The organism is Cupriavidus sp. CER-90 (genome assembly GCF_057652055.1).
Genome location: NZ_JBYGYM010000002.1, coordinates 966,116 through 980,324 on the forward strand (window position 1 = coordinate 966,116; position 14,209 = coordinate 980,324).

Below are 14,209 nucleotides of genomic sequence, written 5' to 3' on the forward strand. Positions count from 1 at the left end.
CCAGCGCCATGATAGCCAATTTCGATGCGAATCGAGCACTCGAGCTCGCTCGCCACACCCTCCAGATCGAGGCCGACGCCGTTTCGGCGCTGGCCGGCCGCCTGACCCCCGCCTTTACCCGGGCCGTCGAGATGATTCTCGGCTGCACGGGCCGCGTGGTGGTCTCGGGCATCGGCAAGTCCGGCCATATCGGCCGCAAGGTGGCCGCCACGCTGGCGTCCACGGGCACGCCGTCGTTCTTCGTCCATCCGGCCGAGGCCAGCCATGGCGACCTCGGCATGATCACGCGCGACGACGTGCTGGTCGCCTTCTCGAATTCCGGTGAAACGGCCGAACTGCTGTCGATCGTCCCGATCGTCAAGCGCATTGGCGCCGGCCTGATCTCGATCACGGGCAACGCCGAATCGAACCTGGCCAAGCTGTCCGACGCCCACCTGGACGGCGCCGTGGCACAGGAAGCCTGCCCGCTGAACCTGGCCCCCACGGCCAGCACCACGGCCGCACTGGCCCTGGGCGACGCCCTGGCGGTGGCCGTGCTCGACGCCCGCGGCTTCGGCGAGGAAGACTTTGCCCGCTCGCACCCGGGCGGTGCGCTGGGCCGCAAGCTGCTGACCCACGTGCGCGATGTCATGCGCACCGGCAACGCCGTGCCGGAGGTGCGCGAAAGCACGCCGCTGGCCCAGGCGCTGATGGAAATCACGCGCAAGGGCATGGCCATGACCGCCGTGGTGGACCCCGAAGGCCGGGCCGTGGGCGTGTTCACCGACGGCGACCTGCGCCGCCTGCTGGAAACCCCGCGCGACTGGAAGACCGTGCCGATCGGCGAGGTCATGCACCACAACCCGCGTACGGTCCATCTGGACCAGCTCGCCGTGGAAGCCGTGCAGATCATGGAAACGAACCGCATCAACCAGTTGCTCGTCGTCGATGGCGACGGCCGCCTGGTGGGCGCGCTCCATATCCATGACCTGACGCGCGCCAAGGTCATCTGAACGATGCCGGACTTCCTGTCCAGACTCACCGGCATGATCATGCGGCTGCTGCCGCTGCTGCTGATGGCCATCGTCGCCGGCAGCACGTTCTGGCTGGTGCAGCTGAATTCGCCGCGCGAGGCCAGCGAGCAGTCGCGCGTCAAGCGCCATGAGCCCGACTACTGGATGGACCGTTTCTCGGCCACCGAACTGGCCGAGGACGGCACCACCAAGCTGCGCTTCACGGGCGTGAAGATGGTGCACTTCGAGGACGACCAGACCTACGAGGTGACCACCCCGGCCATGCGTTCGTACGAGCCGGACCGCCCGCCGGTCACCGCCAATTCCCAGCGCGGCACCATGAACGCCGAGGGCTCGATCATCGATCTCTACGGCAATGCGTTCGTGGTGCGCCAGGCCGGCGTCGACCCGTCCAAGGACCCGCGCATGACCGCGGCATCGCAATACTTCCAGTTGCTGGTCAACGACGACATCGTCAAGACCGACAAGGCGGTGGAGCTGACGCGCGGCCCGTCGGTCATGACGGCCAACGGCATGATCTTCAACAATGTCACCCGCGAAGTACAATTGCTGGGTAACGTACGCGGCACCATCATCATGAACCCGCCGCAGGGGCAGGCCAGGACCCAGTGACCCCGGGGGACGCAAACGCTCCGGCGCATCCTGGCCGCCGTCTTTATCTCACCATTCGCCAAACATGACTGCATCCCTGACGACATCGCCCTGTCGCCGCCTCGCGCCCGCCCTGCTGGCGTCCATCGCCGCCCTCGGCCTGACGCTGGCCGCGCCGGCCTTTGCCGAGCGCGCCGACCAGGGCAAGCCGCTGGTGCTGGAGGCCGACAACGCCAGCTACGATGACGTCAAGCAGATCTACACCCTGACCGGCAACGTGGTGCTGACCAAGGGCACCATGGTGCTGAAGTCCGACGCGGCCGAGCTGCGCACCGACCCCGAGGGCTACCAATACGCCATCGCCACCTCCAAGCCCGGCCGTCAGGCGTATATCCGCCAGAAGCGCGACGGCGTGGACGAGTACATCGACGGCTGGGGCGACCGCATCGAATACGACGGCAAGTCCGAGATCAACAAGCTGATCGGGCATGCCCGCGCGGCGCGCGTGTCGGGCGTCGGCGCGAAGATCATCGACGAGATCCGCGGCGCCGTGATCACCTACGACAGCCGCAACGAGTACTACACCGCCACCGGCGGCGACAACAACACCACGGCCGGCAATACGTCGGGCCGCGTGCGCGCGGTGCTGTCGCCGCGCTCGGACGCCAGCGCCCCCGCCGCCGCGGGCGCACCGCTGGATCTGAAGCCGTCCACCGCGCCCAAGCCTTAACGCCTTACCTCCAGCCAGTCCTGATGAACGATTCCGCCACGCTCACCGCCTCTGCCACGTCCTCCGCATCCGCCGTCCGCACCGACAGCAGCACGCTGGTCGTGCGTCACCTGAAGAAACGCTACGGCACGCGCACGGTGGTCAAGGACGTATCGCTCGATGTGAAAAGCGGCGAGGTGGTGGGGCTGCTGGGCCCCAACGGCGCCGGCAAGACCACGTCGTTCTACATGATCGTGGGGCTGGTGGCGCTGGACGAAGGCGACATCGTGCTCGACGACGAGCACATCAGCGGACTGGCCATTCACGAACGCGCCCGCATGGGCCTTTCGTACCTGCCGCAGGAAGCGTCGGTATTCCGCAAGCTCAACGTGGAAGAGAACATCCGCGCGGTGCTGGAACTGCAGGTGGAAAACGGCAAGCCGCTGCCCAAGGCCGAGATCGAACGCCGCCTGGATTCGCTGCTCGACGACCTGCAGATCGCGCATCTGCGCAACAACCCGGCGCTGTCGCTGTCGGGCGGCGAGCGCCGCCGCGTGGAAATCGCGCGCGCGCTGGCGTCGTCGCCGCGCTTCATCCTGCTCGACGAACCGTTCGCCGGCGTGGACCCGATCGCCGTGGGCGAAATCCAGCGCATCGTGAGCTTCCTGAAGGCGCGCAATATCGGCGTGCTGATCACCGACCATAACGTGCGCGAAACGCTGGGTATCTGCGACCACGCGTACATCATCAGCGAAGGCACCGTGCTGGCCGCCGGCCAGCCCGAGGAAATCATCGCCAACGAGTCGGTACGCCGCGTCTACCTGGGCGAAAACTTCCGCATGTAAGGCCCGGCCGCCTCCGCGGCCACACTGCCGACAGGCTTTCGGCAGGTCATCGGCAGGTCATTTTTACCGCACTTGCCCACGGCGATTTCAAAGCCGTTGCCGATCAGGAAGCCGAAGCGATAGGTTGTAGCAAATTCCGTTCCAACAACGGAAAGATGCGCATAGAATAGGTCGCATGAAACCTTCGCTTCAGCTCCGCCTCTCCCAACATCTGGCCCTGACGCCGCAACTGCAGCAGTCCATCCGGCTGCTTCAGCTTTCCACGCTCGAACTGCAACAGGAGGTGGAACAGGCGCTGACGGAAAACCCGCTGCTGGAACGCGAGAACGACTGGATCGAAAGCCCGCTGCGCGTGGCGGCTGACGGCTCCGTCAACCTGCAAAGCGCCCCGGCGCCGGCCCCGTCCGAACCGCAGGCCAACGGCGACGACCGCGGCGAACATGCGTCCGGCGGCGAGGAAGAAGGCTTCAGCGATTCCGGTGGCGAGGACTATGGCAACGACTGGAGCCTCGACGACTTCGCGCGCCGTCCGCAGAACGACGAAGACGAAAAGACGCCGATGCAGTTGCGCGATGCGGACCCCACGCTGCGCGAATACCTGATGGAACAGCTGACGCCGCTCAAGATTTCGGCGCGCGACAAGGGCCTGGCCATCTTCCTGATCGAATCGCTCGACGACGACGGGTACCTGAGTGCGTCACTCGAGGAAATCTGCACCGAACTGCCCGAAGAACTGGAATTCGAGGTGGAAGAAGTGCAGGCGATGCTGACGCTGCTGCAGAGCTTCGATCCGCCCGGCGTCGGCGCCCGCAATGCCGCCGAATGCCTGAGCCTGCAATTGAAACGGCTCCAGCATCCGCAGCGCGAACTGGCCCTGTCCATCGTCAATCATCATCTTGAATTGCTGGCGGTCAGGGATTACACGCGCCTCAAGAAAGCGCTGCAGGTGGACGAAATTGCACTAAAGGCGGCGCACGACCTGATCCGTTCGCTGGCACCGTACCCAGGGCATGCGTACAGCCGCCCCGACGCCGATTTCGTGGTGCCGGACGTGTTCGTGCGCAAGAGCGGCAGCGGCTGGATTGCCCAGCTGAATCCGGATGTGATGCCGCGCCTGCGCATCAACGACATGTACGCGCAGATCTTGCGCGGTGCAAAAGGCGAAGCGGGGGCTGCGGGACTGCAGCAAAAGCTGCAGGAAGCGCGGTGGCTTATCAAGAACATCCAGCAAAGATTCGACACGATCCTGCGGGTGGCGCAGGCAATTGTGGAGCGTCAGAAGAACTTTTTTTCGCACGGCGAAATAGCGATGCGGCCCTTGGTTTTGCGGGAAATTGCCGATACACTCGGTTTACATGAGTCGACCATTTCCCGGGTGACCACGAACAAATACATGGCCACGCCAATGGGTACTTTCGAGTTGAAGTACTTCTTTGGTAGCCACGTCTCCACGGAGACGGGCGGCGCGGCCTCTTCCACGGCGATCCGCGCGCTGATCAAGCAACTGATAGGAGCCGAAGAACCCAGGAATCCTCTTTCCGACAGCCGCATCGCCGAATTGCTGGGCGAACAGGGCTTTGTGGTCGCACGCCGTACGGTGGCCAAATATCGCGAAGCACTGAAGATCCCCGCAGTCAATCTCCGCAAGTCTTTGTAGCCGAGCCGCAACCGCCTGCCTGGTGCGGCTCTTTCAGAAGGAGAAGCGCTATGAACTTCAAGATCAGTGGACACCACCTCGACATCACGCCGCCGCTGCGTGAGTATGTGGAAACGAAACTGGAGCGAATTGTCAGGCATTTCGATCAGGTCATTGGCGTGAGCGTGCTGCTATCTGTCGACAACCACAAGGAAAAGGACAAGCGTCAGTACGCGGAAATCAATCTGCATCTCAAGGGCAAGGACATCTTCGTCGAAGCGCACCATGAAGACCTGTACGCCGCGATCGACTGTCTGGTCGACAAGCTCGACCGGCAGGTGATCCGCTACAAGGACCGCGTGCAGGGTCATGACCGGGAAGCGGTCAAGTACCAGATGGCTGAAGCCCAGCTACAGCAACAATAGGCTGGCAAATCCTTAACTGCCCCTCGAGGCGGACGTCAGCGTCCCCGAAGAGGACTGACAGGAAGAGAGCAAAGCCGCGCATCTGCGCGGCTTTTTTGATGGGCGCGCGCCCGCGTCGGACTGAAATCCTCCGTTACCTTCGCACCACGGCCGAAACCATTTGATTTGCCGGGGGTGTTCGCATCTTGCGCGGCTCGGTGTATGCTGCGCCATACAAGAACGACAGGCAGAACGGTCCCGGTGACCCGGACGGCAGGCCGCGTGACGGAAGATCATGCGGGCGCCGGCGGCAATATCCGGGTGGGCAATCCGGCCGGCCAATCCGCGGCACCACCCGCGGCGCCGGCGCTGCAGTGCACAAGCGCGCTGTGGCCCTGCTCTATAATGAGCCGGACGTTCCAATGCGGGCGTCCACCAAGCACTCGATATCCTGAATTGCCCCATCCGGCGGGACGGCATTTGTGCGCCGTATCGCCAACCTGACTTCTCGTGCATCGCCCATGAATCGTTTGGCCAAATTGCTGCCACCCGGCAACATCCATCTCGACGTCACCGTCACCAGCAAGAAGCGGGTCTTCGAGCAAGCCGGGCTCCTGTTCGAGAACAACCATGGTGTGGCCCGCGCCACCGTCACGGACAACCTTTTCGCCCGCGAATCGCTGGGTTCGACCGGCCTGGGTGCCGGCGTCGCCATCCCGCACGGCCGTATCAAGGGCCTGAAGCAGCCGCTGGCCGGCTTCATGCGCCTGGCCGAGCCGATTCCGTTCGAATCGCCCGACGGCAAGCCGGTCTCTCTGCTGATTTTCCTGCTGGTGCCCGAACAGGCCACCCAGCAGCACCTCGAAATTCTCTCGGAAATCGCACAATTGCTGTCCGACCGCGAGATGCGCGAAGGCCTGGCCACGCTGCCCACGCCCGAAGCCGTCCACCAGTTGCTGACCGAATGGCATCCGTGACGATCCGCAGGCCGGCCTGGCTGGCCGCCTGAAGCCATACCGCCCCCCTCGTAGAAAGCACCCCGCATGGAACTCACCGGCGTCACCTCGCAGTCGATCTTCGACGACAACGCAGCCGACATCAAACTGTCGTGGGTCGCCGGTCTGGAAGGTGCCGACCGGGCCTTTGACGTCGAATTCGCTCGCGAAGCCACTTCCGCCGCCGATCTGGTGGGCCACCTGAACCTGATCCACCCGAACCGGATTCAGGTGCTGGGCAAGCCCGAAATCCAGTATTACCAACGCCTGGACGACGAACCGCGCAAGCGCCAGATGGGGGAACTGATCCTGCTGGAGCCGCCGTTCCTGGTGGTGGCCGATGGCATGGAGCCCCCGCCCGACCTGGAACTGCGCTGCACGCGGTCCTCGACCCCGCTGTTCACCACGCCGGTGTCCTCGGCGGCCGTGATCGATCACCTGCGCCTCTACCTGTCGCGCATCTCCGCGCCGCGCGTGACGATGCACGGGGTATTTCTGGACATCCTCGGCATGGGCGTGCTGATCATGGGCGAATCGGGCCTGGGCAAGAGCGAGCTGGGCCTGGAACTGATTTCGCGCGGCCATGGCCTCGTGGCGGACGATGCCGTCGATTTCGTCCGGCTGGGCCCCGACTTCATCGAAGGCCGCTGCCCGCCGCTGCTGCAGAACCTGCTCGAAGTGCGCGGCCTGGGCCTGCTCGATATCAAGACGATCTTTGGCGAAACGGCGGTGCGCCGGAAGATGAAGCTCAAGCTCGTGGTGCAGCTGGTACGCCGCAACGATGGCGAATTCGAACGGCTGCCGCTCGATTCCCAGTACCTGGACGTGCTGGGCCTGCCGATCCACATGGTGAAGATCCAGGTGGCGGCCGGCCGCAACCTGGCCGTTCTGGTCGAAGCCGCCGTGCGCAACACGATCCTGCGGCTGCGCGGCATCGACACCCTGCGCGACTTCATGGACCGCCAGCGCGCGGCCATGCAGGCCGACGTGGTATCGCGCGGCCAGGGTCGGCTGCTCTGAGCCGCTACCGCGCCCGTCTGCAAACGCCCGCTTCATTCGCGGGCGTTTTTCATTTGCTTACAAGCCTGGCATAGCCCTTCGTCAACGAACTGCGGGCGGCCGCCGTTTTGTGCTGTAATGGGCGCCGAGCCCAGGTTCCGCCAGACGCCGGCATGGCGCGCGGCCACGATGTGTTTCCACAGCCAGGAGAGAAGCATGAAAAAGCTGATCGCGATGTGTTTGCTGGTTACCCCCCTGTTCGCCACGGCCGCGTTTGCCCAGGGCGCCTCCGCTCCGGCCGCTGCCGAGAAGTCCGGCAAGACCGCGCAGCAGGAAAAGATGGCGGCCTGCTCCAAGGCCAACAAGGGCAAGAAGGGCGACGAATACAAGAAGGCGCAGAGCGAGTGCCTGTCGGCCAGCGGCCCCGCCCCCGCCGCCGAGCCGAAGACCCAGCAGGAAAAGATGGCCGCGTGCGCCAAGGCCAACAAGGGCAAGAAGGGCGACGAATACAAGAAGGCACAGAGCGAGTGCCTGTCGGCCAAGCCGGCAACCTGATCGGCGCGGTTCGCAACCCCGGTTCATGACCCCGGGGTTCACAAACCGTTACGCGGCCCGATCCGGGCAATGTTCCCTCGGAAAATGGCGAATCCTCTGCGATTCGCCATTTTTGTCTGGGGCAAGCTGTCATGACGCGGTTACCTTGCGGTGCTATCCTTGCGTCGCTATGCGGATCATTCTCATCACCGGAATTTCCGGCTCCGGCAAGTCGGTCGCCCTGAACGTCCTGGAAGATGCAGGCTACTACTGCGTCGACAACCTGCCGGCCCAGTTCATCCCCGAGCTCACGGCCTATCTGGCCGACCAGGGCTATACCCATCTTGGCGTGGCCACGGACATTCGCAGCCGCGAGTCGCTGGCGCGGCTGCCGGACACCGTCCGCGAGCTTTCCGCCCATCATCAGGTGCAGGTGCTGTTCCTGACGGCCAATACCGATGCGCTGGTGCAGCGGTATTCGGAGACGCGCCGCCGCCACCCGCTGTCGACCCGCGTCGGCGTGGGCCCGGACGGTGCGCCGCTGGGGGTCCCGGAAGGTGCCGGGCCAGGCGGACCGGGCGCAACGGTCAGTACGTCGCTGATCGAAGCCATCGAAATGGAACGGGGGCTGCTCAGCCCGTTGTCCGAGTCCGCCCATCGCATCGATACCAGCAATGTGCGCACCAACACGCTGCGCAGCTGGGTCAAGGAACTGATTCGCAACGACAGCGCCAGCGGCCAGTCGCTCACGCTGCTGTTCGAATCGTTCGGCTTCAAGCACGGGGTGCCGAGCGACGCGGACATGGTGTTCGATGTGCGCTCGCTGCCAAACCCCTATTACGATCTGGCCCTGCGCCCGCTGACCGGCCGTGACGCGCCGGTGGTGGACTTCCTGCAGAGCCAGCCGATGGTGCTGGCCATGGCCGAGGACATTCGCGCCTATGTCGAGAAGTGGCTGCCGAGTTTCATTGCGGACAACCGCAGCTACCTGACCGTGGCCATCGGCTGCACGGGCGGCCAGCATCGGTCGGTCTTCATTGCCGAACGACTCGCCAACTATTTCCGGGCCCATGGTAATGTGCTGGTCAGACACCGCGAATTGGCCCCGGCCGGCTGACACGCGGGCTTGAAGGAACGGCCCTGGCGCCGTCCCGCCACTGGAGCGGCCAATCGCATGTCGACACTCCCCCCAGACACCGCATCCCCGGGCGCCATCATCGAGGCGCTGCCGCTGTTTCCCCTCAACACGGTACTCTTCCCCGACGGCCGCCTGCCGCTGCGGGTGTTCGAGAAACGCTACGTCGACATGGTGCGCAACTGCATGCGCGATGGCACGCCGTTCGGCGTCTGCCTGATCACCAGCGGCGAGGAAGTCGCGCGTGCCGGCCACGAGACGGTGCCCGAGGAAATCGGCTGCCTGGCGCAGATCGTCGACTGCAACATGGAGCAGCTGGGCGTGCTGCTGATCGAGACCCGCGGACGGCGGCGCTTCCGCGTGCTGTCCCACGCCACGCGCGACGACGGCTTGCTGGTGGCCCAGGCCGAAGTGCTGCCCGACGATGTCATCGACTGCAAGCTGGAGCTGCTGAGCGAGTGCCTGGAGGCGCTGCGCCGCATCGTGGCATCGGTGCATAGCGAACAGCCGGACAAGTCCCGGCTGCCGTTTGCCGAACCGTATCTCTGGGACGACCCGACCTGGGTGGCCAACCGGCTATGCGAACTGCTGCCCGTGCCGCTCAAGGCCAAGCAGATGCTGATGGCGCTGCCCGATGCCGGCATGCGCATCGAAATCGTCCACCGCTACATGCGGCAGCACCACATCGTCTGACGGCACCAATCAATCGTCAGAACGCCAGAAACTCAGGAACTCAGAAATTCAGAAAAGTCCGATGCGCGCCTGGTCTTCGAGCAGGCGCCGCACGGGTGCGGGCGTGCCCAGCGCGTCAAGGTCGTCCAGCGACAGCCAGCGCCGCGCCTGGCCCATATCGCCGTTGGCGGGCCGCGTTGCCGCGTCGAGGTCCACGCGAACCGCACGGATCAGCAGCCGGAAGTGCGTGAACACATGCGTCAGTTCCCCAGCCAGATGCGCGCGCACGGGCTGGCCGAATTGCCGCGCCGACTCCAGCGCGGCATCCTCGGCGGCTTCCGCGTCGAACGGCAGGCTGTCCACCGCGATCTCCGGCAGGCTCCACAGCCCGCCCCAGATGCCGCTGTCGGGCCGCAGGTTGACGAGCACATCGCGGCCATGGCGCACGATCAGCATCACGGTGCTGCGTTCGGGAATCGCGGCACGCGGCTTGGGCGTGGGCAGCAGCGCCGTCAGGCCGTCCCGGCGCGCCACGCAGTCCACCGCGAGCGGGCAGCTGTCCGCATCGCCCAGGCACGCCGGCTTGCCGCGCGAGCAGATCGTCGCGCCCAGATCCATCAGCCCCTGCGTATAGGCCACCATGTCTTCGGCCTGGTTCGGTCCGGCCGGCGGCAGCGCCTGGCCGGCCAGCGCCCACATGCGCGCCTCGACGGCACGTTCGCCGGGGTAGCCGTGGATGCCGAACACGCGCGCAAAGACGCGCTTGACGTTGCCGTCGAGGATGGGCGAGCGCACGCCCGCGCTGAACGCGGCGATGGCCGCCGCCGTCGAGCGCCCGATGCCGGGCAGCGTGACGAGCACGTCGGGATCGGTGGGGAACACGCCGCCGTGGTCTTCCATGACGGCCTTCGCGCAGCGATGCAGGTTGCGCGCACGCGAGTAGTAGCCCAGGCCGGCCCACAGCGCCATGACCTCGTCGGCCGGCGCGGCAGCCAGCGCCGCCACGGTGGGCAGCGCCGACACGAACCGCCGGAAGTACTCGATCACGGCCGCCACCTGGGTCTGCTGGAGCATGATCTCCGAGAGCCAGATGCGGTATGGGTCGCGCGTGTTCTGCCACGGCAGGTCATGCCGGCCATGCTGGCGCTGCCATGCGACCACACGCATGCCGAAATCGGCGGGTACGGCGGTTTCATCGGGGAGCACGGGCACGGCAGCAGGCTTGCGGGGCATTGCGGGGAGTCTGGAAAAGAAAAGGCGCCGCTCGAAGGCGGCGCCACATGATACCAACGATGGCGGAACGGCTATGCAGCGCGGGCCGCAGCCTCGACCGGAACCTCCACCAGCTTGCGCGTGAAGGATTCGATCCGGGTGCTGCGCTCGTCCAGGCCGTTCAGCACATCCTCCAGTTCGGCGATGCGGCTTTCCAGCGTGTCGGTGGCCTCGTGGATGCGCTCGATCGAATCCACGCGGCGGCGCAGCTGCTTCTGGTGCTCGCGCACCTGCGCTTCCAGCGGCGTCATCACCGACTTGAGCCAGATCTCGATGTCGCGGTTCAGGTCGCGGAAGTTCTCCAGCACGCGGCTGGCCATCGTCGCAAACGCATTCTGGACCAGTTGCGGACGCGAACGCGTCAGCATGTTGACGGTGCCGAAGTGCGCGTTGACCAGCGCCAGCGTCTCCTGCAGCTCGGCCGCGTAACGCGACGTCACGAACTGCATCGGCGACGGCAGCGTGAAGCCGTGCTCGGCGTTGAAGCGGCGATACATGCTGTCCACCAGCTGGTGCAGGCCGGCGATCTTCTGGTCGGCGTCCCGGATCAGCCCGGCAAGCTGGCCGAACAGCGCCTCCATGTCTTCGCGCAGGCCGCGCGAGAAGAATCGCTCCTTCATCTGCTCGCGCTTGTCGCGCATGGTGCGGCGCACGTCGCGCAACTGCAGGCTCTTGATGATGTCGGCGCTGTGGCGGCCGAACACCAGGCGCAGCGCCTGGAACTTGGCGATGCTCTGCTCGAACTCTTCCTTTTCGCTCTGCACGCGCATCAGCATGTGCTTGACCATCGCGTGGTTCTTGCCGCGCAGGCCGCGCAGTTCGAACAGCTGCTCGACGATATCGCGCCGGCGGCTCTGCAGCAGCTGCTGCGCACCGCGCGACATCTCCTGCACCAGGCGATGCACCTGGTCGGACACGATCTCGCGCCGCTGCGGAATCAGCTGGTCGGACAGCACGTTCTCGAACTGCATCAGGTTGCTGCGCACCAGCATGGGCTGATCGTGCGTGACCTTGGCCACCAGGCCCTTCTGCGCCGACACCGGATACACGCGGCGCTCCTCGATGCCGAGCGTCTGCGCCGTGGTGCGAACCTGGCGCGCGATCTCGCCCGCGATCTCGGGCGACGACTTCAGCGGGTCCCACAGGCCATCGATCTTGTTGAGCACGGCCAGGCAGCCCCGGCGATGGCCCGCGCCCACGTGGCTGCGCCACAGCGCCAGGTCGCTCTTGGTCACGCCGGCATCCGCGGCCAGCACGAACACCACCACGTGCGCATCGGGAATCAGCCGCAGCGTCAGTTCCGGCTCGGTACCGATCGCGTTCAGGCCCGGCGTGTCCAGGATCACCAGGCCCTGTCGCAGCAGCGGATGCGGGAAGTTGATCACCGCATGGCGCCAGCGCGAGATCTCGACCATGCCGTCGGCATCGACCGAATAGGCGGCATCGGGGTCGTTCTCGTTGTACAGGCCCAGCGATTCGGCCATGGCCGGCGTCACGCGCGTGGTTTCCACCACGTGCTGGAACGCGGCCAGCATGCCCTCGGGCGACGACGGGTCCAGCGGCACCGTGGTCCAGTGCGAATTGGACGAGCCGGGCTCCATGAAGTCGGCCGTGGAGGCGTCCTGCAGGCGCGTTTCGATCGGCAACAGCCGGATGCAGGGCGGCTCGTGCTCGTCGTAGCGCAGCTCGGTCGGGCACATCGTCGTCCGTCCGGCGGACGAAGGCAGGATGCGGCGACCGTAGTCGGCAAAGAAGATGGCGTTGATCAGCTCGCTCTTGCCGCGCGAAAACTCGGCAATGAACGCCACCTTGAGGCGGTCGCTCTTGAGCACGCTCTGGATGCGCTGGGCGCGGTCGTCCGCGGTGGCGTCATGCAGGTCGTACTGTTGCAGCCAGGACTGGAATTCGGCGAGTGACTGAAGGACCCCGGTTCTCCAGGCGCCATATTGTTCGAATTGTTGGGCGAGGCTCGTCATGAGGGATTCGCTGTGTCGGCTTGGATTTATGGTGTTGGGCGCGTACTGCACGACTGGCACCGGGCTTGTCCGTTGACCCGCGGACCCGAAGCCACTCGTCTTTGCCGGATGCCGTTGTCATCGGGGCGAATCCGGCCGTTTTGTAACTTTTTATGACTGGGCACACGATACAGGTTTCCGGACACATTTTGTGGAATTCACGTCCCTTGTTACGGTTCTGTGCCCGGAGTGTTGCGCCGACCCATCGGCAATGTATGGCCACAAGGTTTCGCCATCGGATTGCCATGGTCGGCGCCGTGCCCGACCGCGCCGACCGTTGCAGGCTCAACAACGCCGGACGGCAGTTCTGGGGCGCCGTTTCAGTGCTGGCAATGCGGGCAGTAGAAGGTCGAACGCTGGCCCTGGACGATCTGCCGGATCGGTGTGCCGCAAACGCGACATGGCTCGCCTGCGCGGTCATAGACCAGGCAGTCGAGCTGGAAGTAACCGCTGCTGCCGTCGCTGCCCACGAAGTCGCGCAGCGTGCTTCCGCCGCGCGCAATGGCTTCGGTCAGCGTTTCCCGCACGGCGGCGGCCAGCTTGTCGTACCGCGCCAGGCTGATCTTGCCCGCCGGCGTGGTGGGACGGATGCCCGCGCGGAACAGGCTTTCCGAGCAGTAGATATTGCCCACGCCGACGACGATCTCCCCGGCCAGCAGCGCCTGCTTGATCGCCACCGAGCGGCCGCGCGTGAGCCGGTGGAACCACTCGCCGTCGAAACGCGGGTCGAAGGGCTCGATGCCGAGCCGCCGCAGCAGCGGGTGTTCGGACAGCGCCGCTTCGGACAGCGGGGTCCAGATAATCGCGCCGAAGCGGCGCGGGTCGCGGAAGCGCAGCACCATGAGCGGGCCGTCTTGCGCGTCACCCGGGGCGCCGGCCGGTGCCAGGGCGATGTCGAGGTGGTCGTGGGGGCCAGCCGGCGGCGCGTCGGGGTACACGCGCAGCGTGCCGGTCATGCCCAGGTGGACAAGCAGCCAGCCGGGCGAATCGTCTCCGGGCCCCGGGCTGCGCCCGCCAGCGGGCGCCGGCAGGCATTCCAGCAGCAGGTATTTGCCGCGCCGTTCGATGCGGCCGATCACGCGGCCGGTCAGGCGCGCCTCCAGTTCGGGCTCCACGGGCCAGCGCAATCCGCGATGACGCACGGTCACCTGGACGATGCGGCGCCCCACCACGTGCGGCAGCAAACCGCGCCGCGTGACTTCGACTTCCGGTAGTTCTGGCATGGCACCCCGTGATTTTCGGCCGGAATCCGGCCCCGCTTTCCCAACCTCGCAGAACCTATGGACGGCTTTTGCGCTCCAATGACGCAGGGAATTCCCTGCCGCCATGCCTGCATGTGCGGGTTCCCATACGTAAGCGCCCCGCGGGGCAAGCAGCGCATTGTAGCGG

The 14,209-nt window shown here is 65.6% G+C and carries 14 protein-coding genes; 11 read left to right on the forward strand and 3 right to left on the reverse strand.

Annotation, left to right across the window (positions count from 1 at the left end; translation table 11 throughout):
- Positions 1 to 8: 8 nt before the first annotated feature.
- The 11 genes from AC24R4_RS14930 to AC24R4_RS14980 all read left to right on the forward strand — a co-directional run bounded on the left by AC24R4_RS14930 (position 9) and on the right by AC24R4_RS14980 (position 9,554).
- Positions 9 to 992 (forward strand): KpsF/GutQ family sugar-phosphate isomerase, encoded by a 984-nt coding sequence (locus tag AC24R4_RS14930; protein WP_400391318.1) that lies wholly within the window; start codon positions 9 to 11, stop codon positions 990 to 992.
- 3 nt (positions 993 to 995) lie between these two features.
- Entirely contained in the window at positions 996 to 1,625 is a 630-nt protein-coding gene (lptC, locus tag AC24R4_RS14935; protein ID WP_400391321.1) for an LPS export ABC transporter periplasmic protein LptC, read from the forward strand.
- 64 nt (positions 1,626 to 1,689) lie between these two features.
- Positions 1,690 to 2,334, forward strand: a complete 645-nt coding sequence (lptA, locus tag AC24R4_RS14940; protein WP_153948984.1) for a lipopolysaccharide transport periplasmic protein LptA — start codon at positions 1,690 to 1,692, stop codon at positions 2,332 to 2,334.
- Between the two features lie 23 nt (positions 2,335 to 2,357).
- Positions 2,358 to 3,158 (forward strand): LPS export ABC transporter ATP-binding protein, encoded by an 801-nt coding sequence (lptB, locus tag AC24R4_RS14945; protein ID WP_153948985.1) that lies wholly within the window; start codon positions 2,358 to 2,360, stop codon positions 3,156 to 3,158.
- Between the two features lie 175 nt (positions 3,159 to 3,333).
- Complete coding sequence (locus AC24R4_RS14950) at positions 3,334 to 4,815, forward strand: RNA polymerase factor sigma-54 (protein WP_400391325.1); 1,482 nt, start codon at positions 3,334 to 3,336, stop codon at positions 4,813 to 4,815.
- A 50-nt stretch (positions 4,816 to 4,865) separates the two neighbouring features.
- Entirely contained in the window at positions 4,866 to 5,219 is a 354-nt protein-coding gene (gene hpf / locus AC24R4_RS14955) for a ribosome hibernation-promoting factor, HPF/YfiA family (protein ID WP_066739680.1), read from the forward strand.
- Between the two features lie 500 nt (positions 5,220 to 5,719).
- Positions 5,720 to 6,175, forward strand: a complete 456-nt coding sequence (gene ptsN / locus AC24R4_RS14960) for a PTS IIA-like nitrogen regulatory protein PtsN (protein WP_066739687.1) — start codon at positions 5,720 to 5,722, stop codon at positions 6,173 to 6,175.
- Positions 6,176 to 6,241: 66 nt separating this feature from the next.
- Positions 6,242 to 7,213 carry an HPr(Ser) kinase/phosphatase gene (hprK, locus tag AC24R4_RS14965; RefSeq protein ID WP_092603200.1) on the forward strand — a complete coding sequence of 324 codons (972 nt, stop codon included), beginning with the start codon at positions 6,242 to 6,244 and terminating at the stop codon, positions 7,211 to 7,213.
- A 195-nt stretch (positions 7,214 to 7,408) separates the two neighbouring features.
- Positions 7,409 to 7,747, forward strand: a complete 339-nt coding sequence (locus AC24R4_RS14970; protein WP_153948988.1) for a PsiF family protein — start codon at positions 7,409 to 7,411, stop codon at positions 7,745 to 7,747.
- A gap of 169 nt (positions 7,748 to 7,916) precedes the next feature.
- Positions 7,917 to 8,843, forward strand: a complete 927-nt coding sequence (gene rapZ, locus AC24R4_RS14975) for an RNase adapter RapZ (protein ID WP_400391330.1) — start codon at positions 7,917 to 7,919, stop codon at positions 8,841 to 8,843.
- Positions 8,844 to 8,900: 57 nt separating this feature from the next.
- Positions 8,901 to 9,554 (forward strand): LON peptidase substrate-binding domain-containing protein, encoded by a 654-nt coding sequence (locus AC24R4_RS14980; protein WP_153948990.1) that lies wholly within the window; start codon positions 8,901 to 8,903, stop codon positions 9,552 to 9,554.
- A gap of 48 nt (positions 9,555 to 9,602) precedes the next feature.
- Here the strand turns inward: AC24R4_RS14980 and mutY are convergent, their stop codons facing one another.
- From mutY to mutM, 3 genes are all read right to left on the reverse strand, one after another.
- A complete protein-coding gene (mutY, locus tag AC24R4_RS14985; protein WP_400391333.1) occupies positions 9,603 to 10,766 on the reverse strand; it encodes an A/G-specific adenine glycosylase in 1,164 nt (387 codons plus the stop codon).
- A gap of 71 nt (positions 10,767 to 10,837) precedes the next feature.
- On the reverse strand, positions 10,838 to 12,781 hold the full coding sequence (locus AC24R4_RS14990) for a dynamin family protein (protein WP_400391335.1): 1,944 nt from the start codon (positions 12,779 to 12,781) through the stop codon (positions 10,838 to 10,840).
- Between the two features lie 359 nt (positions 12,782 to 13,140).
- Complete coding sequence (gene mutM, locus AC24R4_RS14995) at positions 13,141 to 14,043, reverse strand: bifunctional DNA-formamidopyrimidine glycosylase/DNA-(apurinic or apyrimidinic site) lyase (protein WP_400391338.1); 903 nt, start codon at positions 14,041 to 14,043, stop codon at positions 13,141 to 13,143.
- Between the last annotated feature and the right edge of the window lie 166 nt (positions 14,044 to 14,209).

Coding starts and splice junctions, on each gene's coding strand:
- AC24R4_RS14990 (WP_400391335.1), bottom strand. CDS start 12,781: ATGACGAGCCTCGCCCAACAATTCGAACAATATGGCGCCTGGAGAACC.
- AC24R4_RS14950 (WP_400391325.1), top strand. CDS start 3,334: ATGAAACCTTCGCTTCAGCTCCGCCTCTCCCAACATCTGGCCCTGACG.
- AC24R4_RS14930 (WP_400391318.1), top strand. CDS start 9: ATGATAGCCAATTTCGATGCGAATCGAGCACTCGAGCTCGCTCGCCAC.
- AC24R4_RS14980 (WP_153948990.1), top strand. CDS start 8,901: ATGTCGACACTCCCCCCAGACACCGCATCCCCGGGCGCCATCATCGAG.
- mutY (WP_400391333.1), bottom strand. CDS start 10,766: ATGCCCCGCAAGCCTGCTGCCGTGCCCGTGCTCCCCGATGAAACCGCC.
- hpf (WP_066739680.1), top strand. CDS start 4,866: ATGAACTTCAAGATCAGTGGACACCACCTCGACATCACGCCGCCGCTG.
- lptA (WP_153948984.1), top strand. CDS start 1,690: ATGACTGCATCCCTGACGACATCGCCCTGTCGCCGCCTCGCGCCCGCC.
- lptC (WP_400391321.1), top strand. CDS start 996: ATGCCGGACTTCCTGTCCAGACTCACCGGCATGATCATGCGGCTGCTG.
- AC24R4_RS14970 (WP_153948988.1), top strand. CDS start 7,409: ATGAAAAAGCTGATCGCGATGTGTTTGCTGGTTACCCCCCTGTTCGCC.
- hprK (WP_092603200.1), top strand. CDS start 6,242: ATGGAACTCACCGGCGTCACCTCGCAGTCGATCTTCGACGACAACGCA.
- ptsN (WP_066739687.1), top strand. CDS start 5,720: ATGAATCGTTTGGCCAAATTGCTGCCACCCGGCAACATCCATCTCGAC.
- lptB (WP_153948985.1), top strand. CDS start 2,358: ATGAACGATTCCGCCACGCTCACCGCCTCTGCCACGTCCTCCGCATCC.
- rapZ (WP_400391330.1), top strand. CDS start 7,917: ATGCGGATCATTCTCATCACCGGAATTTCCGGCTCCGGCAAGTCGGTC.
- mutM (WP_400391338.1), bottom strand. CDS start 14,043: ATGCCAGAACTACCGGAAGTCGAAGTCACGCGGCGCGGTTTGCTGCCG.